A 26,259-nucleotide genomic window follows, 5' to 3' on the forward strand; every position below is an offset into this window, starting at 1 on the left:
TGCTGTGCGTCTTTGCGTAAATACTTTCAAACCTCAACGAGTTGGAGCCCCCAATGAAAACATCCACTTTCCTGACCGCATCGGCACTTGCCCTCTTCACCCTGGTTCATACGGCGCACGCCCAGGCGCCCCTGAGTCCCAAAGCGCAACTGGCTGCCGACAACAAGGCAGCAGCGTCGCGCTATGCGAGTGACAAGGCCTTGTGCAATGACGAAGCCGACTCGGCTGCGCGTCTGCAATGCCGCCGCGATGCCAAGTCCGTGTATGACAAGGCCTTGGCCGATGCCCGTGCTCGCATGGCGGCAGCCAGCACAACAGGCAAGACCTCGCAGGGCGCCAAGTCTGCTGCCCTGTGCGCAGCGTGCGGCAAAGTGCTTTCGGTCTCCTCGCAGGAAAAGAGTGGCGAGGGCAGTGCCCTGGGCCTCATCGGCGGTGGCGTGGCTGGCGCCATTTTGGGCAACCAGGTGGGCCAGGGCGCCGGCAAGGACCTGGCCACCATAGCCGGAGCGGCAGGCGGCGCCTATGTCGGCAAGAAGATCGAGGAAAAGGCCAAGAGCCACACCGTCTGGACCGTGGGCGTGCAGTTTGAGGACGGCAGCCAGGCCAACTATGAATTCGCGCAAGACCCCGGTTTCAAGGCGGGTGATGCGGTCAAGAAATCCGGCAACACCGTAGTGCGCTAAAGCAGTACCCGCAGCCGCAGCCAGTGCCGGGCTCAGCCGGCGCTGGCTTCCACCAGTTTGGGTTTGAGTCCGTGCAGCACTGCATGGGCATTGAGCGAGCGTATGGGGATGCCCAGGTCGCGCGGGATGCGGTTGTCCAGTTGCAAGGCCAGGTAGCGCTGGCAACACACCCGCAGAAAGCTGGAGTAGTTGGGTATGTCGCCCCGGTGCTCCAGCAGTTCGTCATACAGCTTGGACAGCAGCTGCGGCACCTGCATGCCGTCGCGGCTTGCGATTTCCTCCAAAGTATCCCAAAACAGGTTTTCCAGGCGTACGCTGGTGACCACACCATGCAGGCGGATGCTGCGCGTGGTGGCCTCGTAGCTCATGGGATTGGCTTTGACAAAGATCTGGCACATGCTGGACTCCCCGCAGTTGGCGACAGCCCCCAAGCATAGGCCCGGGGGCTGTGCAGCGCTAGTGGCTGATGGTGGTGCCCAGCAGGGCAAAGAACTGTGACAGCCAGGCCGGGTGTGCCGGCCAGGCCGGGGCGGTCACGTACTGGCCGTCGGTCACTGCCGCGTCAATGGCTATTTCGGCAAAGCTGGCACCTGCCAGTTCCACTTCCGGGCGGCAGGCCGGGTAGGCGCTGATGCGCTTGCCACGGATGATGCCCGGTACCGCTGCGAGCAACTGCGCACCATGGCACACGGCCGCAATCGGCTTGCCGGCCTCGGCAAACTCCCGGGTGATGGCCAGCACGCGGGCGTTGAGCCGCAGGTACTCCGGGCCACGGCCACCGGGAATCAACAAGCCGTCATAGCTGGCGGTGTTGACTTCGGCAAAGCTGGCGTTGAGCGTGAAGCGGTGGCCCGGCTTTTCGCTGTAGGTCTGGGCGCCTTCGAAATCGTGGATGGCCGTCATCACATAGTCGCCGGCCTTCTTGTCCGGGCAGACCGCGTGCACCGTGTAGCCAATGGCCAGCATGGCCTGAAAAGGCACCATGGTCTCGTAGTCTTCACCGTAGTCACCGCACAACATCAGGATCTTTTTGGACATAAGGGCCTCCAATTTGAAAGTGAACCACCAGTTTAGGAACGCGCCCAGCCAAGCGGTAGCAGTCGGCTACTACCGGGATAGGGGTTTGCCCTAGGGCAGGCTCTGTTTCATGGTTAAATGGCAAAAATTGCTAAAAAATGGCAAAATACTGAAAAATTCACTTCAATTTGATAGGATGCGGTCAGGGTCCGAGATATTTGGATTCCCTTCTATCCCGTTTTGAGCCACACAACATGAACTACATCGTCATCGTCGATGACCACGCTGACATCCGCAGGCTGCTCAGCATCACGCTGGGCAAGCAGTACGAGGTGGTCGAGGCCGAGAACGGGGCAGCGGCAATGGTTGCCATCCATAAACACCATCCGGTTGCGGTCTTGCTGGATGTGATGATGCCCGGCGAGCTGGACGGCTTGCAGGTGCTCGATGCCATCCGGGCAGACAACACCACAGCCCACATTCTTGTGGCCATGTTGACAGCGCGTGGCCAGCAAGCCGACGGCGACGAGGCGCGCCGCCGTGGCGCAGACGCCTATTTCATCAAGCCCTTTAGCCCCCTGCAAGTCGTGTCGTGGTTGCGCGACCACCTGAAATGAACGCTGATCTTCAAGCCGTGCCGGGCGAAGACGCCCTGAGCGCGCAACTGTTTCGATACGCGCAGGACCTCGACACCCTGATGCAGCAGCACAACCGTCTGCAAAAGCACCACCAGATGCTGCTGCAGTCGCTGGGGCAGGAAGTTCCCAGCGACAACCTCTTGCCCAACCTGCTGGCAAGGACTTCGCCCCTGCACTGGATAACCGACCAGCAGGGCAACATCCTGCGGACCAACAGCGACAAGCCGCGCTCCCGCCGTCTGGGTACGGGCATGCAAACCGGCAAGAACATTCGCCAGTATCTGGCGGAGCAAGACAGTCCGGTGGTCGAGCATGTGCTTGCCCGCCTGGGCCTTGCAGATGCCCATTCGAGCGCCGTGCAAATGCAAGTCCAGTGGGTAGCCGGCGACTCCGCGCAAAAGATTCTGCTGCTGGATGCATTGCTGATGCCCGTGATTCAGGATGGCCAGCTGGAAATTCACTGGTACCTGCAGCCCGCGACGCAGGGTGATTACACGCCCCTGCAGGCACAGACGGCCTTTGTGCACAGGGTGAAGTCCGAACATGGCGCCCTGGTGGTCAGTCCCGAGGGGAACGTTGTTGCAGCCAACGGTGGCTTCTGTCGCATCAGCGGCTACTCCGAAGTAGAACTGGTCGGCCGCAACACCAACATGCTGGGCTCGGGCCGGCACGATGCCAGCTTCTTTCAGGACTTCTGGCTCGAACTCATGGACACCGGAAGCTGGAACGGCACCCTGTTCAACCGGCGCAAATCCGGGCAGATATTTCTGGGCTGGAAAACCATCCGCATGATTGAAGACCCGCAGGGTCAGGTGCTTTCCTACATGGAAGGCAACGTGGACATTTCGTACGGCGAGCCCTCCGTCAAGCAGATGGAGGCGATTGCCAACACCGATTCCCTGACCGGCCTGCCCAACCGCCGAATGCTGATGGAGCGCTTCAAGCATTACCTTGCAGACGCTGACCTGTTTCAGGACGAGATCGCCCTGCTGTTCATCGACCTGGACCGCTTCAAACCCATCAACGATGAACTCGGACACGCCGTGGGTGACCTGGTGCTGCAGGAGGTTGCCAACCGCATGGGCAAAGCCCTGTTGCCCGAAGACCTTCTGGCAAGGGCTGGCGGCGACGAGTTTGTGGTGGTGCTGCGCGGCAGGAAGCGGGTGGAGATGGCCGAGGCCATAGGCTCACAAATCCAGAATGCCCTGGCGCAGGGGCTGCAGATCCAGGGTCGCCACCTGGGAATAGGCGCGAGCATCGGCTGCGCGCGCTACCCGCTGGACGGCAACGACATGCTTACCCTGCTGCAGCGTGCCGATGCAGCCATGTACGGTGCCAAGCGCTTTGGCCTGCCCTTTTGCTTTTACGACGAAGGCATGGACGAGGCCGATCAGCCCAATCTGGAGTTGGACCTCTGGCAGGCGGTTGACCGCGGCGAAATCACCCTGGTCTATCAACCGCAGATTCGCAATGACAAGGCCAGGTCACTGCGAGGCTGCGAGGCACTCATGCGCTGGAAGCACCCTGTTCTGGGGGATGTGGACACGGCACAGTTCATTGCGCTGGCCGAGAAAAGCGGTGCCATCGTGCACCTGGGCTGCTGGGCCCTGGAGCATGCCTGCAGCCAGATGCGCCTTTGGCGTGAGCAGGGCTTGCCGGAGTTCACCCTGTCGCTCAATGTTTCCCTGCGCCAGTTGCGCAGCCCCCTGTTCCTGGGCGAAGTGCTGCGTGCGCTGCAGGACAACGGACTGTCCGCGCAGCAACTGGAAATGGAGCTGAGCGAAACCCAGGCGTTGATGTGCGTGCCCGGCGACATCCAGCACATTCAGGCTCTGCGGGAAATTGGCGTGCGTATCGCCATTGATGACTACGGCATCTCTTTCTCCAGCCTGTCGCGGCTCAATTGCCTGTCGATCAGCAGCTTCAAGATCAATGCCCAGTGCGTGCGCGACCTGAGCACCAGCGCCGATGCACGCGCCATCAGTAACTGCATGATCGCCATCAGCAAAGCCATGGGAATCGAAGTCATTGCCCAGGGCGTGGAGACCGAGGAGCAGGCGGCCTTGCTGGCACAGCAGGGCTGCCAGGTCATCCAGGGCTTTTACAGTGGGCACCCCGTCGGGGCAGAGGCCCTGGTTGAACTCGCAAGGGCAGGCTGAAACATGCACTCCACCAATATTCAGGCCGAAAGGTCAGAGGGCCACTTGGGTCGGGACAGCATTCTGGTGGTGGATGTAGACCCCGGCAACCTGGCAAGAATTTCGGGCATGCTGGATGCAAACTACAGGGTCTTCGTCACCCCGATAGCAGCCGATGCCCTGGAGTTCGCGGTGCGCGAGCAGCCCGACCTCATCCTGCTGGATATTCTGACGCCCGGCAATCACGGTTACGCGCTTTGCAGACAGCTCAAGGACAACCCGCTCACAAAGCACATTCCGGTTGTTTTTCTGGCCGGTCGCACCGACCTCGAGCACGAAGAGACCTGGCTGCAAATGGGCGCAGCCGACTACGTCACCCACCCCATACGGCCGGGCATATTGCTGTTGCGCCTTCATGCACACATGGCGCAAGCCACGGTGAGCCGGGCCATCCGCCAGAGCAACGACATATTGAAGGTTGAAGTTGCCAACCGCACCCGGCAACTGCTGGCCATGCAGGACATCACCATTCTTGCCATGGCCTCCCTGTCCGAGACGCGTGACAGCGACACCGGCAACCACCTGTTGCGCACCCAGAACTATGTGCGCCTGCTGGCGCAACACATGCAGGACAAGCCGGGCTACGCAGATTTCCTGAGCGATGAAGTCGTCAACATCCTTCACCGCTGCGCACCGCTGCATGACATAGGCAAGGTCGGTATACCCGACCGGATATTGCTCAAGGCCGGGCGCTACACCGAAGAAGAGTACGAGCAGATGAAGCGCCATCCGGCCCTGGGCCGCGACGCACTGTCGGGCGCCCAGCGGCTGGCTGGTGGTTCAGATCAGTTGCCAGGCGCGCAAGGCCATTTCTTTGAAATCGCCAAGGATCTGGTTTATGCGCACCATGAAAAATGGGACGGAACAGGCTACCCCGAGGGCCTCAAGGGATGCGACATTCCTGTGCCTGCGCGGCTGATGGCTGTGGCCGATGTGTATGACGCACTGATCAGCCCACGCGTCTACAAACCCGCCATGACACATGCCAAGGCAAAGCAGATCATCCTGCAGGGACGCGGCACCTTCTTTGCGCCGGAAATAGTGGATGCCTTTATGGACCTCGATGCTGAATTCCAGCAGATTGCCCGGCGCTTTGCAGATACCGACGGTGACTTGGCAGTAAAGGCCGATTTTGCCTTGAGCGCCTTTGGGCCTGTGGGTTCATTTATGTAGTTTCAACTTGCCGCAAGAGTCTGCCCGTTGGTGCAAGTGAAGGCGGCTCTTCCTGTATTTTGATGCCTTGGATGCAGCACATTTCGCGTGGAAACCCATTCATAGTGAAGGGGCCCCGGCTGCATGTTTGCGCTGTCTCAGTGCCCCGTTTCCTTGGGTTCGCCTTTTGCTTTTGTATTGAAGGTTTTCCACAGCTGGCCGGCAATCACTTGCAGGCGCTCAAAGTCCACGGGTTTGCCAAGCACTTCCACACGGTCTGGCAGTCCGCCGTGGGCCTCGATTTCTGCACCTGACAGGCCCGACACCACAACGATTCCCACGTCCTGAAAACGCTGTATGGCGCAAATGCCGCGCACGATATTGAAGCCGTTGACGCCGGGCAGCCGCAAGTCGCAAACAATCATGCGGGGCTGCACTTCTCCGGCCAGTACCAGGGCCTCGTAACCGTTGGGTGCCACGTAGACGGTCACACCAAAGGACCAGGCGCTCATGTGATGTTTGTAGAGCCGGATCAGATGCACATCGTCCTCAACCACCAGAATGGGCATCTGGTAGGGGCTTTCCAGGGCCGCTTTCTTTTTTAATTGTTGCGCGACGACTTCCTGCACCGAGGCGTGGGCAATGCGGCGGTGGCCGCCAGCGGTCTTCCAGCTTTTGAGCAAACCGCGTTCCACCCATTGCTGCGCGGTGGGTACTGAAATGCCCAGAAGCGTGGCCGCCTCACGCGTGGTCAGATAATTTTCCAGACTCATGGCTTCTTGCTTCTTCGGGTAAGACGATGGTGAACTGGCTGCCTTCACCGGGTGCGCTGATGATGGAAATGCTGCCGTGGTGGTGTTCCACAATTTCCTTGGCGATGCTCATGCCAAGGCCTGTGCCCGGCAGGCGCCCGGAGGTGTCGGCACGGTAAAAGCGGGCAAATACCTTGCTGCATTGTTCGGGTGTCATGCCGATGCCGTGGTCGCTGATGCGTATGGCCACGCGCGGGGTTGTGTCCTTATCGGACAGCCGTTCAACCTCAATCCGCACAGCACCGCCTTCGGGCGAATATTTGTAGGCATTCGAGAGCAGATTCAGCAGCGCCTGGCGCAGCTTGCCCGCATCTGCCAGGAGGGTGATGGCCTGGGCCGGCATTTCCAGCTCGGGCTGCGCACGCCCGGCCGGGCATTGGAAGGACTTGGCCATGTCGGTCAACATGGTCTGCAGGTTGATGGGCAGGTACTTGAAGTCCTTGCCCCGGCGCGCCTCAATGCGTGCCAGGTCCAGCAGTTCGTTGAGGATGTCCACCATCAGGCGCGATTGCTTGTGGATGATGCCCAGAAATTCCTGCCGGGATTCTGTGTCCACATCCTGCGTGAGCAGCACTTCGGAAAACCCGAAGATGCTGGCCATGGGGGTGCGCAACTCGTGGGCTGCGGTGGCCAGGAATTCACTCTTGAGAACCTCCACCTCGATTTCCTTGGTGATGTCCCGCACATGCAGAAGCTGCGAAATGGTGCCCGTGTCGCTCAGACGTAGCTGCAGCATCAGGGTGCGTTGGCCAGAGTCTTTGAGCTCTATGGTTTCCACGGCATTGGCCGGATTGCTTTCGGCTTTGCGGCGCATGGCCGACAGGCCACCAAAGCGCGCCGATGTTTCGCACTGCTCGGCCAGCCAGGCGGAAAAATCACGGGCTTCCATGCCTTCGAGCGTCAGGGCACCCAGACCGGTCAAATGCCGGAAGGCCGGGTTGACGAACTTCACGCACTGGTTACGGTCGAAGGACACAAAGCCGTCGGGGCTGAGGTCAAACACGGCGTCGAGTTGCTCCTTGCGCTCGCGGATTTGCGCCTGTGCCTGTAGCCTGGCATTGGCATCGCGGCGCAGCAACCACAGGTAGCGGCTCAGGCCGCCTGCCAAAGCCAGTATCAGCAGCGACACCAGCCCGGCCTGCAGGTACAGCGCCTGCGCGGCTTGCTCCTGGTTGGCCATCAGGAAGCGCATGTCCACGCCGGCCATCACCACCATGTCGGTTTTCGGCATGGTGCGGTAGTAAAACAGCCGCTCTACATCGTCCACCACGGAATGCTGGATGTAGCTGCCAAAGGGCTTTTCGTGAATCCGTTGCGCAAACAAAATGGAGCGTGAGGCGTCGGTGCCAAACTCGGTTTTGTCTCCCACGCGGCGGGCCCGTGCGATGCCGTCCTGACCATAAAGCGCCGTCAAGCCGCCAGGCCCCAGGTTCAGCTCGCCATAGAAGTTGGTGAAGTAGGTCGGGTCTATGGACAGCACCACCACGCCGCCAAAGCTGCCATCGGAATTGTTGATGCGCCGCGTCAGCTGAATCGACTGCTTGCCCGAGGCCCGCCCGATGACCGGCTTGGATACATACAACTGCCCGCTGTCCTGGTGCACATGCACCTTGAAGTGCTCTCGGTCCGACAGGTCCGGATGGGTGGCAATGGGCAGGCTGGAGAGGGTGTAAATGCCTTTGGCATCAATGATGCCGATCTGGTTGAAAATTTCCGCATCAATCACACCCTGCCTTGTCAGGGCCGCCAGATCCAGCCGTGAGCCCAGATCCTGGTAGCGCGACTGCACAAAGCGTATGACCTGGTCGGCACTGCGAAAGGTGCGTACAGCGTGTTCCTGGCTCAGCCGGGTGAGATTGGACAGATCGCGTTCGGCGGACTGGATTTCACGCTGGCGTCCCTCGGTTACCAGCCCATAGACATGGGCACAGGTCAGCAAGCACAGCAGGACGGTCGCGGTCCACAACAAGATGAGCACGGTGTGGTGCCGTGACTCCAGGTCACCCAAGGGAAATTTGCGCATGAGGGAGCCGTGTCTAGAGGTTCGCGTAACCCAGCCGTTTGCGGCTGATGGTGATCTCGGCTGCAATCTGCTGCAGCCGCTCGAAGGGCACGGGCTTGCTCAAGACTTCAATGCCGTCCGGCAGGCCACCTTGTGCTTCGATGGCCGTGCGGTCCAGGCCTGACACCACCACCATGCGGGTGCCGCTCGCTTCGGGAATTTTTTGCAGGGCCCGCAGCATGGCAAAGCCATCAATCCCGGGCATGCGCAGGTCGGTGATCAGCAGGTCCGGGCAGGTGCGTCCCATGGTCAGCAGGGCGGCAAAGCCATTGCTGTTCAACTCCACGCTGGGTGCCATGGGCCAGGCGGCGATCTTTGCCTTGTAAAGGCGCAAGAGGCTGGAGTCATCTTCCACCACCAGCACGCTCAGCCGCTGTCCGGTCTGGGGCGCCTCTGTTGGCTGGGGCAGGTCTGGCGCAGAAGAGGGTGCTTTGTGCAACAAGCCTTCCACCGACTCCCGTATGACGCGCCTGTGGCCACCGGCTGTTTTCCAGGCCTGCAACAAGCCGCTTTCCACCCACAATTGCACGGTGCCAACCGACACGCCCAAGCGTGTGGCGGCCTCCTTTGTGGTGCAAAATGATTTTTCAATAACGGGCATGGGGATGTACCTGCATGTAACTTTGGGAATACATCAAAAATGTATTTATTGTTGAATTTTGACACTTTTTGCCACTTTTGGCGATAATCAAACCAACAAATATACGATCAGGGTAGAAATTTTGAATTACGTGGTACTCACCAACGCGGCTGTTTCGCTGTTCGGCGGGCTGTGCCTGCTGTCGATTTGGCAGATGGACCGCACCCAGCTCTTTGCCAAGAACATCGCACTGGCGCAGTTGTGCAACCTGGCTGGGGTGATGTCCTACATCGCTTGGCGCAGTGCCAGTCCTGTGCTGCAGGACGTGGGTCTGGGCGGCATTGCCCTCTTCAGTGCAGCCGTTTTCAGTTTCGGCACGCGTGCCTTGTTGCAGCTTGCGGGCAAAGCCGTGGGCCAGGTCTGGCAGGCCGCGGCCTTTGTGCTCCTGGGACTCACCTACGCCATTCTGGTGGTCAATGGCTTGCAGCATATTTACGGCTGGCTCAACACGCTGATCTACCTGGGTGTGGGGCTGTACGGCCTGCGCCTTCTGTGGGCACATGCCTGGCCCGAGCGTTTGGCAGCGGCCATCATCGCCTTGCTGGGTTTGAATTTTTTGCATGTCGCCCTGCTGGGTGAAGCTGGGCTGACTGAGCAACTCGCCATCGGCACGGTGCTGCGTGTTGTCCTGTTTCTGGTGTTTGCCATTTCCGCGGTGGAGCGCACCCGGGCCCTGTCCGAGCGCATGCGCCAGCGCTTTGAACAGCTCAGTGAAAACTCCTTCCAGGGCATCCTGATCGCTGATGAGCAGAGTGTGCTGTATGCCAACGGCGCTTCGCGGCGCATCCTGGGCCCGGAGATTTTTGAAAGCACAGAGTCTCCCAGCCTGCAAAGGCTCATTGCCCTGAAGTTGTTGACCCTGCAGGAACTGTCGGAAATGACCCAGGGTGGTCAGCCCTTTTCCGAGATCCAGCGTGACGCCCTGCGCGCCGATGGAACTGCCATTCATGTGCGGATGTCGAGCTGGCTGACCCAGTGGGACGGCAAGCCGGCAGTCCACATCCTGCTGTTGGACGATACCGGGCGCCACCTGGCCAAGCAGCAGGTGGCGGCCGGGCAGGCCGAGCTGGAAAAGCAGCGGATTGAATTTGTCGAGCGCTCCAAGAACGCACTGATAAAAACCAACGCCGAGTTGGAGATGCGCGTGATGCAAAGAACCCAGGCGCTGGAGCAGGCCAACCTGGCCAAGAGCCGGTTCCTGGCCAATATGTCGCACGAGATCCGCACGCCCATGAATGTCATCCTGGGCCTGTTGCAGCTCCTGCGCGGAACGCCGCTGTCCTCGCTGCAATTGGACTACTCCGACAAGGCAGAGAGTGCGGCCAAGTCGCTTTTGGGCCTGCTCAATGACATCCTGGATTTCTCCAAGATCGATGCCGGCAAGATGGAGCTCGACATCCAGCCCTTCGAGCCCGAACGCCTGATGCGCGACCTGTCGGTGATTCTGTCGGGCAGTACGTCGGACAAGCCGGTGGAGTTGCTGTTCGATCTGGATGCGGCCATGCCCGCAGCTGTGATGGGCGACTCCATGCGCCTGCTGCAGGTGCTGATCAACCTTTGCTCCAACGCTGTGAAGTTCACACCTGAAGGTGTGGTGATTGTGAAATGCAGCGTGCAGGGCTCCACCGCGACCGAGGTGACCCTGCGCTTTGCCGTGCAGGACACCGGCATCGGCATTGCGTCAGAAAACCAGCGGCATATTTTTGATGTGTTTTCGCAGGCAGAGGCCTCCACCACACGGCGCTTTGGCGGCACCGGGCTGGGCCTGTCCATCTGCAAGCGCCTGCTGGACCTGATGGGCAGCACCCTGACGCTGGAAAGCACCGAAGGCCAGGGCAGCCATTTTCATTTCGACCTCCAGTTGCCCCTGGCAGATCGTGTGGTGGAAAGCGTCGCAGTGCCACGACAGCCCCAGGCCGGGCCGCTCTCGGTGCTGGTGGTGGATGACAACGCCCAGGCCTTGCGCCTGATCAGCGCCATGACTTCCAGCCTGGGCTGGGATGTGGATGGCGCCCAAAGCGGCCGCCAGGCCATTGGCCTGGTCCAGGACCGCCTGGCTTCTGGCCACGGTCCGCACCATGTGGTCTTCATTGACTGGGAGATGGACGGGCTGGATGGCTGGCAAACCCTGGAGCGCCTGGAGAGCCTGTACCCGCCGGGGCAATCACCGGTGGTGGTGATGGTCAGCTCGCATGGGCGTGAGCGCCTGAACCAGCGCAGCGAGCGCGAGCTGTCGCAGTTGTCGGCCTACCTGATCAAGCCGGTGACCTCGGCCATGCTGGCCGAGGCCGTGGACTGCGCCTTCCAGGGGCGCGGCAATTTGCGCGCCTCCCCGCGTGCGCCGGTGCTCCGCAAGACCCGGCTGGATGGCATGCGCATCCTGTTGGTGGAAGACAACCCGCTGAACCAGCTGGTGGCACGCGAGTTGTTGCGCGCCGAAGGGGCGATGGTGGAAACGGCAGACCACGGACGTGCCGGCGTGGAGGCAGTGGCGCAGGCCACCGTGCCCTTTGATGTGGTGCTGATGGACATGCAAATGCCGGTGATGGATGGCTGCACGGCAACGCGCGCCATTCGCCGCATGCTGGACGGCACGCCCCTGCCGGTGATTGCGATGACAGCCAACACCATGCAGTCAGACCGCGATGCCTGTATCGCGGCAGGCATGAATGACCATGTGGGCAAACCCTTTGACATCACCTACCTGATCGAGGTGCTGCGCCGGCACACCGGCCGTATTTCAGAACAGGAGCAGCGCCTGCATGCAAGCGCTGCACCGGCGCCGCTCGTGCCCGAAAATTCCATCGCCTGGCAAGTGGCGTTGCAGGACATGGGTGGCGACCAGGACCTCTTCCTGCAGGTGCTGGGCGCCTATTTGCAGGAACTGCCCCTGCTGCCTGACCAGTTGGCGGTATGCCTGCAGACGGCTGACCGAAAATCGGCCCATCGCATGGTGCACACGTTCAAGGGCATTTCGGCCACGGTGGGTGCCAAGGCCATGGCGGCACAGGCCTTGCTGCTGGAGCAAGAGCTCAAGGACCCGCAGTCCGATCTGGCTTCCCTGACCAGCCTGCCGTCTTTTCTGAAAGAACTGCAGCACGCCCAAGCCGAGCTGGCGCTGGTGCAGGCCGGGATGGTCGGGTCGGTCTGATTCCCTGCAGCGCTTCTACCTGAGCTGGGCCAGCGCCCGCAGGCGCAGATGCGCGGCATCTTCCCAGTCCGGCGGCACCGAGTGCTTGGCATTCACATAGTGGTTGCTGAACACATCCAGATAGGTCTCCAGCGTGTCGGCCGCATGCTGCTCACCAGCCATGGCCAGGCACAGCGCGCCCACTTCGGAAGTGCACAGGTGCTCATCGCGCTTGGAGCGGCGCAACCGGTAGCGTGACAAGGCCTCGGGCTGCAGGCTGAGCACGGGCAGGTGGTTGAGGTAGGGGCTCTTGCGGAACATCTTGCAGGCCTCGGACCAGGTGGCATCGAGCAGAATGAAAAGCGGCTTCTTGTGGGGAGTTGGCAGCAGCTCGGTGACCACGCGCTCGGGGGGCGCGAACTCGGCGGGAAACACCACATAGGCCTGCCACTGCGGATCGGCCAGCAGCTCCAGCAGCTTGGGGTCGACCGTGGTGCGCGCCCAGCCAAAGGCTGTGGTGTCACCCACCACGTCGGCAATCAGCCAGCCGGTGTTGCTGGGTTTGAGCGGCTCGATGTCGCACATGATCAGGCACATGCCGGCCTGTGTGGCCACCACCGGGCGCAGCGCGCACAGGCAGTGGCTGAAGATCACACGGCAGCCGGGGCAGCGCGGCGCGCGCGAGCCACGGGCAATAAAGGGCTTGGCACTGCGCGCCAGGCGCGTGGCGCGCAGGCGGTCTACCGCGTGGCGTGGGGGGGCTGCCGTGTCCGGCTCGGGCAGGCTCACTGAAAATGCGTGGCGCGCACATCACGTGCAGCCAGCGCTTTGCCGATGCGGGTCAGGCTTTCCATATGGGCCACCGAATCAATCATCTGCACATCGGCGGCTGCAATGTCGGAAAGCCCCAGGCCCGCCAGGCCGCGCTCGGTGAGGTCCACGTTGTAGCGCACGTAGTCAAACAGCTTGGTGCCGCCCGGTGCGGGCACGCCCACCATGTCGCCCAGGTTCTTGTCCATGGGCTGGCCGTGGTGGCACACGCCAAACAGGCGGCACAGGAAGTCCTGCTCGATCACGCTGGAGAGAATCAGCGAGGCCGGCAACACCGTGGCGTCGTACACCAGGTTGATGTCGTTGGAGCGCAGGTCCTTGCGGCTGTGCGGTGCCAGGCCCGTGCCCACCGACACCAGCTCCAGGGAACCGGGGCCGGTCTTCCAGTTCATGCCGTAGGGGGCGGCGGTGGCGTGGATCACAGCCTGGAACGCCGGGTTGCAATACGAGGACACCGAGCCGTCAATGAACACCAGCTCGCGCCCACCGACGGTGACCACCTCGGGCGGGAAGAACGAGGGGGCGGCGGCACTGGCGCGCACCAACTGCCACAGGGGCAGGTCAAGCTGGCGGTCGCCACGCACCTCGGCGTTGTACGGGCTTTGCGGGTTGTTGGTCAGGGTCCAGGTTTCATCGGCATTGCTGTTGCGCACAATCATCATCAGCATGCAGCGCAGTTTGGCACTGCCCAGATGCGTGTCCACGCCAAAGACGCTGCGCAACTCCTCAGAGAGCATCTCGTCCTTGTACTTGTACTTGAAGCGCTCGTAAAAGTGCGAGTGCGCAAACATCCGGGAGCCACTGTCCAGGTAGAAACTGCGGATCTGGTCGCACGACAGGCCCAGGCTGACGGCCGTGGCAATGATGGCGCCGGTGCTGGTGCCCGCCACCATGTCAAAGTGGTCGGCCAGCACCAGGTCGGGCTTGCCATAGCGCTCGCGCAGCAGGGCCTCGATCGCGCTGAGCACCTCCACGGCAATCAGGCCGCGTATGCCGCCACCGTCGATGCTGAGGATGCGGTGACAGTCGCTCGCCTTGGCTGCGGAGCCGGCCTCTGCAGGGTGGAGTGTGGTGTCGTTCATGGTGCGCTTTATTTTGGAAGGTGTGGGCTGTCTCTGGCATGAAGCTTGCACGCCGGACAAGCAGTTCGCTGCTTCCCTTTGCACGCTGCCATTGTCACCCGCTGCAGCACTGCCAGGCAGTCTATAGTGATACGCCAGATACAAATAAAGTGAGTCGTTGCATGGAGTCTCCCGAACCCGCCGCATCCCTGGCGATACCCGTCCTCCCGCCGGCCGGTGCGCGCGCGCCCGGGGCGGGGCGCCGGCGGTTTTCCATCCCGGGCATGGGCCGGGACAGCGCCCTCTCCGTCAGGTCGAGTTTGCTGCTGGCCTTTGCCTGTGTGTTGATGGGGGCACTTCTGATAGGTGCTTTTTCACTTTTGCAAATGCACCGCATCAATGCCTTTACACAGGCCCTGTACGAAAAGGAGTACGTTGCCAGCCTGGCTGCCGAGCAAATGCGGGGGCTGGTCTTGCGGGCCAGCCGGGCGCAGACCCAGCTGCTCACGGCCACCACAGCCAGTGAGCGCGAGGGGCTGGGCCGGGATGTCAACAGCAGTCTGGCCGCGATCGATGCCCGCCTGGCCACCGTGGCAGCCCTGTCGGACGGGGAGGAGTCCAAAGCCCTGACAAGCAAGCTGTCGGAGGCCCTGGCCAAGTGGTCCCAGCGGCTCAAGGCCTATGTGGATCTGGTCAAGGCGCAGCCCCTGGAGCTGGTGCAGATGAGCGCAGACGTTCCCTCGGAAGATGCGGGTCTGCTCAATGAAACCCGCAAGATCGAGACCCACGTGGATGCCGTTGTGAAGCTGCGTGGCGCGTCCGCGCAAATCACCATAGACCATGCGGCCAGCATTTACGGCACATCGGCAGGCTGGGTGGCAGGCACCATGCTGGGCCTGATTGGCCTGTCCGTGGGCATCAGCCTGTGGGTGACGCGGCGGCTGTCGCGCCAATTGGGTGGCGAACCCGCCTATGCCAAAGCGATTGCGCTGCGCATTGCACAGGGTGACCTGTCCATGCAGATCGAACTGGCCAGCGGCGATGACGAAAGCCTGCTGCATTCGCTGCAGGCCATGCAGGGCCAGCTGGCCCACACCATGCGCCAGATTGCGCAGAGCTCCACCGAAGTGGCCAGTGCCTCGCGCGAAATTTCGCTGGGCAACCAGGACCTGTCGCTGCGCACGGCACAGCAGTCCGAGTCGCTGGATCACACGGTGTCCAACATGGGGCAGATCACGGCGGTGGCCGAGCGCTATGCCTCCAGCGCCACCGAGGCCGCGGACCTGTCAGCCAAGGCCACCCAGGCCGCTCTGCACGGTGGCGAGGTGGTAGCCCGCGTGGCCCTGACCATGCACAAGATCAGCAAGACCACCGAGGTCATCCATTCCCACATCAGCGAGATTGAAGGTATTGCCTTCCAGACCAATCTGCTGGCACTCAACGCCGCTGTGGAGGCGGCACACGCAGGCGAGCAGGGACGTGGCTTTGCCGTGGTGGCCGCCGAGGTGCGGGCCCTGGCCAAACGCAGCGCCCTTGCAGCGAGCGAAATCAACACCATGATCGACAACTCCACCCGCGAGGTGAAGGAGGGACTGGCACTGGTCAAGGAGGCCGACCAGACCATTGCCGACATGGCCGGTGCCGTGTCGGACGTGAGCCAGGTGATGAACAAGGTGTCGAGTTCCTCACAGGAGCAAAGCCAGGGCATTGGCGAGATCAACGGCGCCATCTCGGAGCTGGAAGGCACCACGCAGCAAAACGCCACGCTGGTGCAGCAGGGCGCTGCGGCAGCGCACTCACTGGATGAGCAAGCGCAGCGCCTGCAGCATCTGGTGGCACGCTTCACACTGGCCTGAGAAGTCCCGGGCTACTTGGTGTAAAAGCCCACGCCCAGCAGCACGTCACCCACGCGCTGGACCAGCGTGTGCTTGGACTCCACCGCGTTGGTGGCCGGGTTGCGCCAGACGTAGTGCACGGTGCCGCTGCCGGACTTTTTGGCCACGGCAATCATCTCTTCAAACAGCGGGTTGCCCGCGGCGTCCTTCATGCCGCGCACGTCCATGCCATTGAGCTGGGGCGAGGCGCCCGAGGCGCGGTATTTGCCGTCTTCCAGGCCGATGGCAAACACGTACTGGTCATCCTGCACAAAGTCGCCTTGCGGGTTGTTGAAGCGGGCAAAGGCGGCATCCGGGGTGTTGCTCTTGAGGAAGCCCACGGCACGGTCCAGCAGGGCCTGCGCTTCGGCCCGGGTGGCGCGCGGCGTGTAGTAGCCCACACTCACCACATAGCCGTCCACCAGGCTGTACAGGCTGGTCTTGACCTCGATGCGGTTGTCTTCGGGGTTGAGCCAGCGGTACTCCACCGCGCCGTTGGGTGACTTGGCCGCAGCCTCCAGCAGGTCACGCACCAGTGGCTTGCCGGCGGCATCGCGCATGTCGATTACGTTGTGGCCGGCCAGTGAAAACTGGTTGCCGCCATTGGCATGCATGAAGCCGTCAGTACCCAGCACATAGACAAAGTAGGGGCCATACACAAAGCTGCCACTGCGGTCGTTGAAGGCCTCAAAAGCTTCCTTGGCGCCGTTGTGCTTCAGGTAGGCCACAGCAGCCGTCAGCAGCTCGGACGCGCGGCCTGCCTTGGCCCGGTCAATCGAGCCCAGCTTGGCCGGTGCCGGTGCCGGTGAATCTGCTGCAGCCGCAGACGCTGGCAGCGCCATGCCGCAACCCAATACCATGGCCGCAGCCAGCCCCAGAAGTCCCGTACGCAGATGTTTCATGCTTGCCCCTTGTTCTTGAAAATGTGTTGTGAACGAAAGGGGGCAAGGCTAGTGCCTGCGCCGCGTGGCCCGCATGACCTGCGTCAAAGCGGTTGGCCTTGGTCGCAAATTGCGACAGCCGGTGCTCAGGCCCGTGTGGGCACTAGGGTGCCGGGGCGCGCCGCCCCAGGCTCACCAGACCGGTGGACAGCGTGGTCCCGGCAATGATGACCAAGGCACAGACCACCATCCAGGGTGTGATGTTTTCGCCCAGCAGCAGCACGCCATAGAACACCGCGAAGGCGGGGATGGCAAAGGTCACCGACAGCGCACGGGCCGGGCCGGCGCGCTCGATCAGGCGGAAGTACAGGATATAGGCCAGGCCGGTGCACACCACACCCAGCACCAGCACCGAGGCCCAGCCCTGCAGACTGGGCGCCTGCGCGGGCCAGTACAGCAGAGTCAGCGGCAGCAGCGCGATGCTGGCGCCGATCTGGCTGCCGGTGGCCGATACCAGCGAGGGCAGGCCGCCCATGTAGCGCTTGGCCACGCTGGCTGCCGAGCCGTAGCACAGGCAGGCAAACAGCACCGCCAGCACGGCCCATCCGGTGGTGGCGCCCTTGGCATCCGGATGGAAGCTGGCCTCGTCCCAGGCCAGCATGGTGACACCGGCAAACCCCACGGCCAGGCCCAGCAGGCGCGAGCCGCTGGGCCGGTCTTTCAGCCAGGCCCACGCAATCAGCGCGCCAAACAGCGGTACGGTGGCATTCAGGATGGCCGAGAGGCCCGTGGTGATGAACAGCAGCGCATAGGTGAAGCAGACAAAGGGTACGGCCGAGTTGAGCACGCCTACTGCAAAGGTCAGTTTCCAGTGCTGGCGCAGTGCGGCGCCCTGGCCCTTGTACAGAAGCAAGGGCAGCAAGAACAGCGCGGCAATGCAGACCCGCAGGCCTGCGGCGGGCAGGGCGCCGAACGCATGCGCGGCCACGCGCATGAACATGAAGGAGGCGCCCCAGATGGCGGCCAGCAGGATGAAATCAATCAGCCAGGGTTTCTTTGCAATAACAGTCATGCGCTGATTGTCGCGGCCGGGGCCTGCTCCCGTTGCAACAAGGCTGTCTTGCGCTCCAGCCCCCCGGCATAGCCGGTGAGCGAGCCGTCAGCCCCCACCACCCGGTGGCAGGGCACAAGGATGGTGAGGGGGTTGCGGCCCACTGCCGCACCCACGGCGCGCACGGCGGCCGGCCTGCCTATGCGCTGGGCCAGCGCGCCATAGCTGGTGGTGCTACCCGCAGGGATGGCCAGCAGGGCCTGCCACACCTGTTGCTGGAACACGGTGCCGCCCAGCGGGTCCAGTGGCACATCAAACAGGTGGCGCTCACCCGCGAAGTATTCGCCCAGCTGCACTTGCGCCTGCAGCAGCACGGGGTGGTCCGACTGCTCCGGCCAGGCCTCGGTGGCGGGCATGTGCTTCTGGCCGTTGAACCAGGCGCCGGCCAGGCCTTGGGATGTGGCGGCCAGTGTCATGGGGCCCAGAGGGCTTGCCCAGCTGCAGCGCACGATGGGGCCGCTGGCCGGGTTCCTGTTCTTGCTTTGTTTGATGGAGGTGGTGGAAGTTTTCATGGTCAGGCACCTGGCAGGGGAGTGGGTTTGGATAGAGACAGGGAATGCCAGGCCCGCACCACGGCGTAGCTGCGCCAGGGCCGCCAGGCCTGTGACAGGCGCTCGGCTTGCACTGCGGGCGTCTTGTGCTGGCGCAGGCCCAGTGCGGTATGCAGGGCTACGTCGCCTGCGGGAAAGGCATCGGGCCAGCGCAGGGCGCGCATGGCAATGTAGCTGGCCGTCCAGGGGCCAATGCCGGGCAGGGCCTGCAGGGCTGCCATGGTCTGCGCCACATCAGCACCGGGGCGCAGGTGGATGGAGCCACAGGCCACGGCGCGCGCCAGTGCCTGGATGGCGGCCTGGCGCTGGCGCACGATGCCCAGGCTTCCCAGCGTCTCGCCAGAAGCCTCGGCCAACACGGCAGCCGAGGGAAATGTATGGGTGAGCGCGGGGAAGGGCGTGGCCATCTGGGCGGGCAAGGGCTGCCCCAGCGCCTGCACCAGCCGCGCGGCCAGGGTGCGTGCGGCAGCCACCGTGATCTGCTGGCCCAGGATGCCGCGCACCGCCAGCTCCAGACCGTCAAGCGTGCCCGGCACGCGCAGGCCTTCCAGCCCGGCAAAGCGCGCACCCAGACTGAGGGCTATGGCAGTGGGGTCGGCATCGAGGTCCAGCAGTTGGCGCAGGTCGGCCATCAGCCGCGGCAGGGCCGGCAGCAGGCTTTCGCTGATCCGGAATTCCACACCGTGGGTGCCGGCCACAAAGCAGGCCTGCACCCAGCCCGTGAGACGCTGGCCCTGGTGGTCCAGGGCCAGGCTGCGCTGGTAGCTGTGCGCCGCCATATCCACCGCCTCTACGCCGGGTATGGCGCGCTGCTGCAAAAAGGCCAGCAGGGCGGCCACGTCATAGGGCGGGCGGTAGCTGGCCTTGAGCACCAGGCCTTGCACGCTGGCACCTGGCCTTTTGCTGCGCGCCGGCGCTTCTTCTGCCGCACCCTGGCGCAGGCCGCGCGGCTGCAGCCGGTAGTGCGCCACAAAGGCGGCGTTGAAACGGCGCAGGCTGGCAAAGCCGCTCAAGGCCGCTACTTGGCTGATGGGCAATGGTGTGTCCGTCAGCAAATGCTTTGCGCATAGCAGGCGGCGGGTCTGCAGGTACTGCAGGGGCGAGATGCCCCATTGCGCCTCGAAGATGCGGCGCAGGTGGCGCTCGCTCACACCCAGCCGGGCGGCCACACCGGCCATGCCGCTCAGGCCCGCACTGTCCACATCCCTGTCGCGTGCCAGCGCATCCAGCAAACCGGTGGCCTGCTGCGCCAACAGGGCCGAGGCATCCTGGGTGGACCAGGCCACCGTCGCGGCCGGGGCTAGCTCCGGGCGGCAACGCAGGCAGGGCCGAAAACCTGCTGCTTCGGCCTGCGCTGCCAGCGCATAGAACTGGCAGTTTTGCGGCTTGGGCGTGCGCACCCGGCAGACGGGGCGGCAGTAGATGCCGGTGCTGGTCACGCCAGTAAAAAACTGGCCGTCAAAACGCGTGTCGTGGGCCAGGAGCGCCCGGTAGCAGGCGTCGGAATCAAGGCATACTGCGGTTGCGGACATGGCTGCATGATACGCAGGAGGGGGCCAACAAACTGGCCGTTTCCGGACATGTGCCTGTGCTGCCTTACCTGGCCCCAAGCCGGTGTCTTACGGACCACATGAACATATTGATCGTCAAACTGTCCTCGCTGGGGGACGTGATTCAGACCATTCCGGTCGTGCATGATTTGCTGCAGCAGTTTCCCGACGCCCATATCGACTGGGTGGTGGAGGAAGCCTTCGCACCTCTGCTGGCGCGCGTGCATGGCTTGCGGCGTGTGCTGCCGGTGGCACAGCGGCGCTGGCGCAAGTCACGCTGGAGCGCCACCACCCGCCAGGAGCGCCACGCCTTCAAGGCACAACTGCAGCAACAGGCCTATGACGTGGTGATTGATTTCCAGGGGCTGATCAAGTCGGCCTGGCTGGCCCGCGGGGCACGCCTGGCGCCCGGCGGCTTCAGTGCCACCTATGGCAACCGCAGCGAGGCCTGTGGCTATGAGTGGCCGGTGCGCCTGCTGCTGCAGCGCGCCCTGCCCATGCCCACGCGCATCCACGCTGTGGCCCGCTACCGCCTGCTGGCCGGGCTGGCCCTGGGCTACACGCCGCAGGGCGTGGCGCATTACCCCATTGAGCGCCCCAGCGCGCCGCCGCAGGCCAGCGTGGTGCTGGCCCATGGCACCACACGCGCCGACAACGAATGGCCCGAGGCCGACTGGGTGGCACTGGGCCAACGTCTGGCCGCGCAGGGCCTGCGCAGCGCACTGCCCCAGAGCAATGCCACCGAGCTGGCGCGCGTGACCCGCATCGCCCAGGCACTGGACGGCTGGGCTGATGTGTGGCCGGGCATGGGCCTGCCCGAGGTGATGGACCGCATGGCGCAATCCAGTGGCGTGATTGGTGTGGACTCGGGCCTGAGCCATATGGCCGTGGCCTTGGGCTTGCCCCATGTGCAGATTTTCAGCCAGCCGCGCGCCTGGCGGGCCGGGCCTGTGGGCTGCACGCACCAGGTGGCGGTGGGGGGCGAGCAGGCGCCCGATGTGGACACAGTGTGGCTGGCCTGGCTGGCCGTGCGCCAGGCCGCAGGCGCCTGAGGCAGCCCGAAGCGCAGCAACCCACCACCTACAATGCCAAGCGCAACCAACAATCGCTCTCAGGGCATATCGACAAGGGAAACGCATGCAGCTCAACGCGGGTATTTTCAAGGCCTACGACATCCGGGGCATCACGCCCACCACCCTCAATGAAGACATTGCGCTCGGCCTGGGCCGCGCCTTTGGCAGCGTCGCCATGGCACAGGGCCAGACCACCGTGGCCGTGGGCCGTGATGGCCGCCTGAGCGGCCCCGGTTTGGCAGCCGCGCTGATACGCGGCCTGATGGAGGCCGGTGTGCAGGTGATCGATGTGGGCATGGTCACCACGCCCATGCTGTACTTTGCGGCCAATACCCTGTGCGCCAGCGGCATCCAGGTCACCGGCAGCCACAACCCGCGCGACTACAACGGCTTCAAGATGGTCATGGGGGGCCGTGCCATTTACGGCGAAGACATCCTGGCCCTGCGCCGCATGATGGAAGCCGAGAGCTGGACACTGCAAAGCGGTGGTGCCAGCACCTTGGCCGATGTGCTGCCGGCCTATACCGCGCGCATCGTGGGCGACATCCAGCTCAAGCGCCCCATGAAGATTGTGGTGGACTCCGGCAACGGCGTGGCCGGTGCCTCGGCCCCGGCCATCCTGCGCGCCATTGGCTGCGAGGTGACCGAGCTGTTCAGCGAGGTGGACGGCAACTTCCCCAACCACCACCCGGACCCCAGCAAGCCCGAGAACCTGCGCGACCTGATCGCCGCCCTCAAAGAGAGTGATGCCGAACTCGGCCTGGCCTTTGATGGCGACGGCGACCGGCTTGGCATCGTCACCAAAGACGGCAGCAACATTTACCCGGACCGCCAGATGATGCTGTTCGCCCGCGACGTGCTCTCACGCGTGCCCGGTGGCACCATCATCTTTGACGTGAAGTGCTCGCAGCGCCTGGCCCCCGAAATTGAAGCGGCTGGCGGCAAAGCGCTGATGTTCAAAACCGGCCACTCGCTGATCAAGGCCAAGATGCGCGAGATCGACTCGCCCCTGGGCGGCGAGATGAGCGGCCACATCTTCTTCAAGGAACGCTGGTTCGGTTTCGATGACGGCACCTATGCCGGTTGCCGCCTGCTGGAAATCGTGAGTGCTGCAGCCGACGTGGGCGCCATGCTCAACGGCCTGCCCACCAGCTTCTCCACACCCGAGCTCAACGTGCCCTGCGCGGAAGGCCAGGCCCACGGCCTGGTGGACCAGCTGGTGGCCAAGGTCGACTTTGCTGCACCCGCTGTGGTCAACACCATTGACGGCCTGCGCGTGGACTGGCCGGACGGCTTTGGCCTGGTGCGCGCCTCCAACACCACACCGGTGCTGGTGCTGCGCTTTGAGGGCCACACGCCTGAGGCGCTGGAGCGCATCCAGAGCGCCATGCTGGCGCTGCTGCGCTCGGTCAAGCCCGACGCGCAGTTTGAGGAACCCGCGCATTGAGTCTGGGCCGCGCCATCGTGCCCGGGGGCTTTGCCATGCCGGTGATACGCGGCCTGTACTCCCTGGCCCTGTGGCTGGCGCAGCCGCTGCTGCGCCGCAAGCTGGCGCAGCGTGCGCGGCAGGAGCCGCGCTATGCCCAGGCGGTGGAGCAGCGCTTTGGCCAATATAGCCTTCCCCCTGAGCCAGCGGGCGCCAGCCCGGCGCTGGTCTGGCTGCATGCCGTCTCGCTGGGCGAGACACGCGCCGCCGCCGTGCTGATAGCCGCCCTGCGCGAGCGCCATCCCGGCATGCGCCTCTTGCTCACCCACGGCACGGCCACGGGCTGGGAGCAGGGCACAGCGCTGCTGCAGGCGGGTGATGTGCAGGTCTGGCAACCCTGGGACACGCCCGCTGCCGTGCAGCGTTTTCTGGCACACTTCAAGCCCCGCTTGGGCCTGCTGATGGAGACCGAAGTCTGGCCCAATATGGTGGCCGCCTGTGCCCGCGCGGGCGTGCCGCTGTGCCTGGTCAATGCCCGCATGAGTGAGGCCTCCATGCGCCAGGCCCTGCGGCTGCGCTGGCTGTCGCGCCCGGCCTACGCCGGCCTGCACACCGTGCTGGCACAAACTGAAGCCGATGCCACGCGCCTGCGTGCCCTGGGTGCCACCGTGCAGGCTGTTACCGGCAATCTGAAGTTCGACGCCACGCCCGATGCCGCGCTGCTGGCCCAGGGTCGCGCCTGGCGCGCGAGCAGCACGCGTCCCGTGCTGATGTTCACCAGCTCCCGCGAAGGTGAGGAGCAGATGCTCATCGATGCCCTGCGGGCCACCCCCATGCCCGGTGTGCAGTGGCTCATCGTGCCGCGCCACCCCCAGCGCTTCGAGGCCGTAGCGGCGCTGTTCGACGCCGCAGGTTTCAGCGTCTCGCGCCGCTCCGCATGGACGGACGCACCGCAGAGCGCCGAGGTCTGGCTGGGCGATTCCCTGGGCGAAATGGCGCTCTACTACGGCCTGGCCGATGCGGCCCTGCTGGGTGGCAGCTTCGCGCCCCTGGGCGGGCAGAACCTGATCGAGGCCGCCGCCTGCGCCAGCCCCGTGCTGATGGGCCCGCACACCTTCAATTTTGCGCAAGCCGCCGAGATGGCAGAGGCTGCCGGTGCGGCCCTGCGCTGCGCGGACCTGCCCGATGCCCTGCGCCAATCCAGCAAGCTCCTGGCCGATGCCGCAGCCCTGGCCCACACCCGCCAGGCGGCATTGCAGTGGAGCGTGGCGCACCAGGGTGCCACGCAGCGCACGCTGGATGCGTTGCAGAAAGTGGATGCACTGCAGGCGATGAATTCTTTGCGGGCTTGAGGGCGCCAGCTTGGGCAGGATAGAATCCACCGCTTGGTGATCGGGAGAGACTGTGGGCCCAGCCGCACAGCGCCGAAGGAGCAACCGCCCCGGAAACTCTCAGGCAAAAGGACCGATCACCGCAAAGCACTCTGAAGAGTTGCCGGAGCTAGTCGCACCGGCACACCGCAGGAGCAAGCCGCCCGGCAGCCATGCCAGGCGGTGAATCTCTCAGGTACCAAACAGAGGGGGCGTAGGCCGCGCATGGTGCGCAGCCCTACCCATCCCCTTTGACTGTTTTGGAAAACCTGAGAACCATGCACACGACCCCTGCCCAATCTACTTCCGTGAAATCTGTTGCCGTGATCGGTGGCGGCATCACCGGCGTCACCACCGCCTACGCCCTGGCCCAGCGCGGCTTTGCCGTCACCCTGTTCGAGAAGCACCGCTACGCGGCCATGGAAACGTCCTTTGCCAACGGCGGCCAGCTCTCGGCCTCCAACGCCGAGGTCTGGAACCACTGGTCCACCATCGTCAAGGGCCTGAAGTGGATGCTCAAGAGCGATGCGCCGCTCCTGGTCAACCCCAAGCCCAGCTGGCACAAGCTGTCGTGGTTTGCGGAGTTCATGGGCAACATCCCGCACTACCGCCGCAACACCGTGGAGACCACCCGTCTGGCGGTGGCCGCGCGCGAACACCTGTTTGCCTGGGCCCAGGCCGAAGGCGTGGACTTTGACCTCAAGAAAGAGGGCATCCTGCACATTTACCGCGACAAAAAGGGTTTTGAGCACGCGGGCAAAGTCTCCGAGCTGCTGGCCCAGGGCGGCCTGCCGCGCCGCGCCGTCACACCCGCCGAGATGAAGGCCATCGAGCCCACACTGGCGGGTACCTACTACGGTGGCTATTTCACCGAGAGCGACTCCACCGGCGACATCCACAAGTTCACCAGCGGCATGGCCGCAGCCGCCGAGCGCCTGGGCGTGCAGTGCCGCTATGAGCAGGATGTGGTGGCCCTGCACAGCGACGGCAAGGAAGCCCGCGTCACCGTGCAGGAAGGCGGCCAGCAAACCGTGCACCACTTCGACAGCGTGGTGGTCTGCGCCGGTGTGGAGAGCCGCAGCTTTGCCGCGCAGCTGGGTGACCGCGTCAACATCTACCCGGTCAAGGGCTACTCCATCACCGTCAATCTGCTGGACGCGCACAGCCAGACCTGTGCCCCCACGGTCAGCCTGCTCGATGACGAGACCAAGCTGGTCACCAGCCGGCTGGGCGCCGACCGCTTCCGCGTAGCCGGCACGGCCGAGTTCAATGGCTACAACAAAGACATACGCGCCGACCGCATCCGCCCGCTCATTGAATGGGTGAACCAATGCTTCCCCGGCATCAACACACGCCAGGTGGTGCCATGGGCCGGCCTGCGCCCCATGCTGCCCACCATGATGCCGCGCGTGGGTCCCGGTCGCCACGCCAATGTGTTCTACAACACCGGCCACGGCCACCTGGGCTGGACGCTGTGCGCGGTGACGGCCGACCTGATCGGCCAGGTGGTGCAGGATGCCTACCGGCCCAGCGTCATTACCAGCGCGGTCAAGCCGCAGGTGCGAGCAATCCCAAGCCGAATACCTCAACAGTGAGAAGCGGTGCGCCTTCCTTCGCGCTGACTCGCTACACTCGAAGTCAACCACCGAGGTAATGCGATGTCGAGCTATATTGAAGGCGCCCTGGTCAAGGACGAAAAACTGGTACATGTGGGCCACATCAGCCTGTGGTCACTCTGGCACTTGTTGGTTGCAGGCGTTGTGTTGATCCCGCTCTTCGGGGCCGGGCTCATCCTGCTGGCCATCGCCTTCGTCCGGTACAGATCTTTCGAGCTGGGCGTCACGACCAGGCGCGTCATCGTCAAACGCGGCTTCATCAGCCGGCAGACCATCGAGATGAATCTCAGCAAGGTCGAGAGTGTCCAAGTGGAACAGAGCGCGCTGGGTCGGATCTTCAATTTCGGCACGCTCATCGTTGCAGGTACCGGTGCGTCCCACGCACCGATGACGGGCATTGCCGAACCCATGGCGTTCCGCAAGGCATTCATCGAGGCGCAAGACAGCGCTAAAAGTGCTGCCTGAATAGTCGCAGATGACGGCTCCACTTGGCCCGATTCTGCAATCGCTTCGGACCATCTGCAGTCACCGGATTGGATTGTCCTTGCTGTCGCTCAAGGCTGGTTGTCGCTCCATTGCAGCC

Annotated in this window: 22 protein-coding genes and 1 riboswitch; of the genes, 11 read left to right on the top strand and 11 right to left on the bottom strand. The window is 63.6% G+C overall.

The features are described from left to right. The first annotated feature begins 53 nt into the window (after window positions 1-53). Window positions 54-683 carry an outer membrane lipoprotein gene (locus DIC66_RS05365; RefSeq protein WP_117174784.1) on the top strand — a complete coding sequence of 210 codons (630 nt, stop codon included), beginning with the start codon at window positions 54-56 and terminating at the stop codon, window positions 681-683. A gap of 32 nt (window positions 684-715) precedes the next feature. Here DIC66_RS05365 and DIC66_RS05370 read toward each other — a convergent pair whose 3' ends face one another. Both DIC66_RS05370 and DIC66_RS05375 read right to left on the bottom strand, forming a co-directional pair. Then, complete coding sequence (locus tag DIC66_RS05370; protein WP_117174786.1) at window positions 716-1,081, bottom strand: ribbon-helix-helix domain-containing protein; 366 nt, start codon at window positions 1,079-1,081, stop codon at window positions 716-718. 58 nt (window positions 1,082-1,139) lie between these two features. Further along, complete coding sequence (locus tag DIC66_RS05375) at window positions 1,140-1,721, bottom strand: DJ-1/PfpI family protein (RefSeq protein ID WP_117174788.1); 582 nt, start codon at window positions 1,719-1,721, stop codon at window positions 1,140-1,142. A 233-nt stretch (window positions 1,722-1,954) separates the two neighbouring features. Between DIC66_RS05375 and DIC66_RS05380 the strand changes: the two genes are divergently transcribed. The 3 genes from DIC66_RS05380 to DIC66_RS05390 are packed head-to-tail and all read left to right on the top strand — an operon-like array spanning window position 1,955 to window position 5,709. Continuing rightward, window positions 1,955-2,317 (top strand): response regulator transcription factor, encoded by a 363-nt coding sequence (locus DIC66_RS05380; RefSeq protein ID WP_117174790.1) that lies wholly within the window; start codon window positions 1,955-1,957, stop codon window positions 2,315-2,317. Next, window positions 2,314-4,497: a putative bifunctional diguanylate cyclase/phosphodiesterase gene (locus tag DIC66_RS05385; protein WP_117174792.1), complete on the top strand. Its 2,184-nt coding sequence runs from the start codon at window positions 2,314-2,316 to the stop codon at window positions 4,495-4,497. The genes DIC66_RS05380 and DIC66_RS05385 overlap by 4 nt, the downstream gene beginning before the upstream one ends. A gap of 3 nt (window positions 4,498-4,500) precedes the next feature. After that, entirely contained in the window at window positions 4,501-5,709 is a 1,209-nt protein-coding gene (locus DIC66_RS05390; RefSeq protein WP_117174793.1) for a response regulator, read from the top strand. A 137-nt stretch (window positions 5,710-5,846) separates the two neighbouring features. Here the strand turns inward: DIC66_RS05390 and DIC66_RS05395 are convergent, their stop codons facing one another. From DIC66_RS05395 to DIC66_RS05405, 3 genes are read right to left on the bottom strand one after another with little or no spacing between them, the layout of a single operon-like run. After that, window positions 5,847-6,461, bottom strand: a complete 615-nt coding sequence (locus tag DIC66_RS05395; RefSeq protein ID WP_117174795.1) for a helix-turn-helix domain-containing protein — start codon at window positions 6,459-6,461, stop codon at window positions 5,847-5,849. Continuing rightward, a complete protein-coding gene (locus tag DIC66_RS05400) occupies window positions 6,430-8,523 on the bottom strand; it encodes an ATP-binding protein (RefSeq protein ID WP_117174797.1) in 2,094 nt (697 codons plus the stop codon). Before DIC66_RS05400 ends, DIC66_RS05395 begins: the two co-directional genes overlap by 32 nt. Before the next feature lie 13 nt (window positions 8,524-8,536). Beyond that, window positions 8,537-9,163, bottom strand: coding sequence for a response regulator (locus tag DIC66_RS05405; protein ID WP_117174799.1), 627 nt, complete (start codon window positions 9,161-9,163; stop codon window positions 8,537-8,539). A gap of 130 nt (window positions 9,164-9,293) precedes the next feature. On the opposite strand from DIC66_RS05405, the gene DIC66_RS05410 reads away from it, so the two are divergent. After that, a complete protein-coding gene (locus tag DIC66_RS05410) occupies window positions 9,294-12,353 on the top strand; it encodes a hybrid sensor histidine kinase/response regulator (protein WP_233505803.1) in 3,060 nt (1,019 codons plus the stop codon). A gap of 15 nt (window positions 12,354-12,368) precedes the next feature. Here DIC66_RS05410 and DIC66_RS05415 read toward each other — a convergent pair whose 3' ends face one another. Next, on the bottom strand, window positions 12,369-13,121 hold the full coding sequence (locus DIC66_RS05415; RefSeq protein ID WP_420820477.1) for a tRNA-uridine aminocarboxypropyltransferase: 753 nt from the start codon (window positions 13,119-13,121) through the stop codon (window positions 12,369-12,371). Next, a complete protein-coding gene (locus tag DIC66_RS05420) occupies window positions 13,118-14,245 on the bottom strand; it encodes a patatin-like phospholipase family protein (RefSeq protein ID WP_117174803.1) in 1,128 nt (375 codons plus the stop codon). Before DIC66_RS05420 ends, DIC66_RS05415 begins: the two co-directional genes overlap by 4 nt. A 161-nt stretch (window positions 14,246-14,406) precedes the next feature. Here DIC66_RS05420 and DIC66_RS05425 point away from each other — a divergent pair, with 161 nt between their 5' ends. After that, on the top strand, window positions 14,407-16,080 hold the full coding sequence (locus DIC66_RS05425) for a methyl-accepting chemotaxis protein (RefSeq protein ID WP_158558847.1): 1,674 nt from the start codon (window positions 14,407-14,409) through the stop codon (window positions 16,078-16,080). A gap of 11 nt (window positions 16,081-16,091) precedes the next feature. On the opposite strand, the gene DIC66_RS05430 is transcribed toward DIC66_RS05425, so the two are convergent. The 4 genes from DIC66_RS05430 to DIC66_RS05445 all read right to left on the bottom strand — a co-directional run bounded on the left by DIC66_RS05430 (window position 16,092) and on the right by DIC66_RS05445 (window position 20,173). Continuing rightward, window positions 16,092-17,000, bottom strand: a complete 909-nt coding sequence (locus tag DIC66_RS05430; protein WP_117174807.1) for a cache domain-containing protein — start codon at window positions 16,998-17,000, stop codon at window positions 16,092-16,094. A 142-nt stretch (window positions 17,001-17,142) separates the two neighbouring features. Further along, the gene (locus tag DIC66_RS05435) at window positions 17,143-18,051 is read right to left on the bottom strand and encodes a DMT family transporter (RefSeq protein WP_117174809.1); all 909 of its coding nucleotides are present in this window, start codon (window positions 18,049-18,051) and stop codon (window positions 17,143-17,145) included. Beyond that, window positions 18,048-18,602, bottom strand: a complete 555-nt coding sequence (locus DIC66_RS05440; RefSeq protein WP_117174811.1) for a methylated-DNA--[protein]-cysteine S-methyltransferase — start codon at window positions 18,600-18,602, stop codon at window positions 18,048-18,050. Before DIC66_RS05440 ends, DIC66_RS05435 begins: the two co-directional genes overlap by 4 nt. Before the next feature lie 2 nt (window positions 18,603-18,604). After that, the gene (locus DIC66_RS05445; protein WP_117174813.1) at window positions 18,605-20,173 is read right to left on the bottom strand and encodes a DNA-3-methyladenine glycosylase 2 family protein; all 1,569 of its coding nucleotides are present in this window, start codon (window positions 20,171-20,173) and stop codon (window positions 18,605-18,607) included. Between the two features lie 98 nt (window positions 20,174-20,271). On the opposite strand from DIC66_RS05445, the gene waaC reads away from it, so the two are divergent. The 5 genes from waaC to DIC66_RS05470 all read left to right on the top strand — a co-directional run bounded on the left by waaC (window position 20,272) and on the right by DIC66_RS05470 (window position 26,141). Continuing rightward, window positions 20,272-21,243, top strand: coding sequence for a lipopolysaccharide heptosyltransferase I (gene waaC, locus DIC66_RS05450; protein ID WP_117174815.1), 972 nt, complete (start codon window positions 20,272-20,274; stop codon window positions 21,241-21,243). A gap of 85 nt (window positions 21,244-21,328) precedes the next feature. Then, complete coding sequence (locus DIC66_RS05455; RefSeq protein ID WP_117174817.1) at window positions 21,329-22,711, top strand: phosphomannomutase/phosphoglucomutase; 1,383 nt, start codon at window positions 21,329-21,331, stop codon at window positions 22,709-22,711. Window positions 22,712-22,746: 35 nt separating this feature from the next. Next, the gene (locus tag DIC66_RS05460) at window positions 22,747-24,042 is read left to right on the top strand and encodes a 3-deoxy-D-manno-octulosonic acid transferase (RefSeq protein WP_117175115.1); all 1,296 of its coding nucleotides are present in this window, start codon (window positions 22,747-22,749) and stop codon (window positions 24,040-24,042) included. A gap of 31 nt (window positions 24,043-24,073) precedes the next feature. Further along, a riboswitch (glycine riboswitch) is annotated at window positions 24,074-24,167 on the top strand. A gap of 201 nt (window positions 24,168-24,368) precedes the next feature. Then, window positions 24,369-25,655: a D-amino acid dehydrogenase gene (locus tag DIC66_RS05465; RefSeq protein WP_117174818.1), complete on the top strand. Its 1,287-nt coding sequence runs from the start codon at window positions 24,369-24,371 to the stop codon at window positions 25,653-25,655. Between the two features lie 63 nt (window positions 25,656-25,718). After that, the gene (locus DIC66_RS05470; RefSeq protein WP_117174820.1) at window positions 25,719-26,141 is read left to right on the top strand and encodes a PH domain-containing protein; all 423 of its coding nucleotides are present in this window, start codon (window positions 25,719-25,721) and stop codon (window positions 26,139-26,141) included. The last annotated feature ends 118 nt before the right edge of the window (window positions 26,142-26,259 follow it).

The sequence above is a fragment of the Rhodoferax lacus genome (assembly GCF_003415675.1).
In the GTDB taxonomy this organism is placed as follows: domain Bacteria; phylum Pseudomonadota; class Gammaproteobacteria; order Burkholderiales; family Burkholderiaceae_C; genus Allorhodoferax; species Allorhodoferax lacus.